General features: G+C 68.7%; 1 protein-coding gene. It reads right to left on the reverse strand.

Annotation, left to right across the window (positions count from 1 at the left end; translation table 11 throughout):
* Positions 1 to 26: 26 nt before the first annotated feature.
* Positions 27 to 1,265, reverse strand: a complete 1,239-nt coding sequence (locus tag ACGFNI_RS35830; RefSeq protein ID WP_393689928.1) for an IS110 family transposase — start codon at positions 1,263 to 1,265, stop codon at positions 27 to 29.
* Positions 1,266 to 1,664 lie beyond the last annotated feature (399 nt).

Genomic DNA, 1,664 nt, shown 5'->3' on the forward strand with positions numbered 1-1,664 from the left:
GAGAGACATCTCACGTCCCTAAGAAGTCAAGCCGCGACCGCGAGATCGGCTGAGGAGGAGGTGAAGGCGTGTTGCTCGTCGAAGGGCTGCCGAGTCTGGAGGCAGTGGTAGAGCTGCCCGATCATGCGATTGAACAGGTGTCGCTGGGCCTGGGCGTGCCAGTCTCCGTGCTCGCGCCGTCGCCGGTAGTGGGTGTCGGCTCCAGGCGAGGCTTTGAGGGCCGCGAAGGCCCATTGGTGGCCGGCGTTGGCCAGGCGGTTGTTCTTGATGAAGCGGCGTCCGACGAACCGCTTCTTGCCCGAGGCGCGAGTGATGGGGGCCGAGCCGGCGTAGGACTTCAGCGCGCGGGCGTCGGCGAAGCGTTCACGGTCATCGCCGGTCTCGGCGAGCACCCGGGCACCGAGCTGGACGCCCATGCCGGGGAAGCTGAGCATGATCTCAGCGTCCGGGTGCTGAAGAAAAGACGCCTCCACCGCCTGCGCGAGGTCGTCCACGGCCCGGCAGGCAGCATCCAACTGGCCGAGCAGCGCGAGCAGTTGCGCGCCCATGGCGTCCTCGACCAGAGGCGGCTGATGGGCCTGCTCGGCGCGCAGGGCCGTCTTGATCCGCTCGGCTTCGATGTCGATGCCGCGGACGCGTCCGGCGCGTTTGAGGGCGGCCCGCAGCTGCGGCAAGGTCAGTCGCGCCGCGGCGCGAGGTGTCGGGGCGGCGGCCAGTACGGCGCGGGCCTCGGGCCGGGCCAGTCCGCCCTGCTTGCCCAGGAAGGCGTCCAGAGCGACGGGATAGTACTCGCGCAGCAGCGAGCGGACCTGGTTGCCGATCTGCTGGCGGGACCAGACCGCGTCCTGCTGGGCGCGGGCCAGGACGGCGACGGCCTTGGCAAGGTCGCTGTCATCGGGCAGCGGCCGGTGGGCGTGCATGTCGGTGCGCAGGATGTTCGCGAGCACCAGAGCATCGCCGGGGTCGGACTTCTTGCGCGAGACGCCGTGCCGGTCCCGGTAGCGGGCGGCAGCCAGCGGATTGATCGCGAAGATCTTCCGCTTCCCGGTCCGCAGGGCCGCCACCAGCAGGCCACGGGAGGTCTCGATGGCCACCGGTATCGGCGCGTCGGGACTGTCGCCGTACTCAGCCAGCAGTTCCAGCAGCAGCCGGTAGCCGGCCGCGTCCTCGCTGATGCGGCGCTTGGCCAGCAGAGTGCCGTCTTGGTCGACCAGAGCCACATCGTGATGCGACTCAGCCCAGTCGATCCCGCAGAACACAGTCAAACCGGTCTCCCATCCTCGTGCGTTTGCGCAGGTGACAAGCCTGTGCGGGCCACACGGCGACCTAATCCCAGGACTCGACGGTCCGCCATCTCACTAGCCGTTCGCGGCACCAGCGCACCGCATGGGCCCCGGTCTTCGCCAGAGCTCCAGGGCTCGCGGACAACAAGGGGATCGCCATGCGGCGGGCTCACACCACGACGATCAACGTCCAGCACAGGCCGGTGAGTTTCGCGGCGACCCGAAGACACCGGGCGCCACCGTTCTCTCTTAAGGCCTCACGGGCCGGGAACCAACAGGAGTCAGCCCGGTGCCCACGCAGCCACCACGAAACCCACCGCATCGACAGTCCGGACAGTCCCTGCCGGGACGAACCGGAACCGCTTACTCAAGGATTAGGAA

It is taken from the genome of Streptomyces sp. NPDC048644, assembly GCF_043199105.1.
GTDB lineage: Bacteria > Actinomycetota > Actinomycetes > Streptomycetales > Streptomycetaceae > Streptomyces.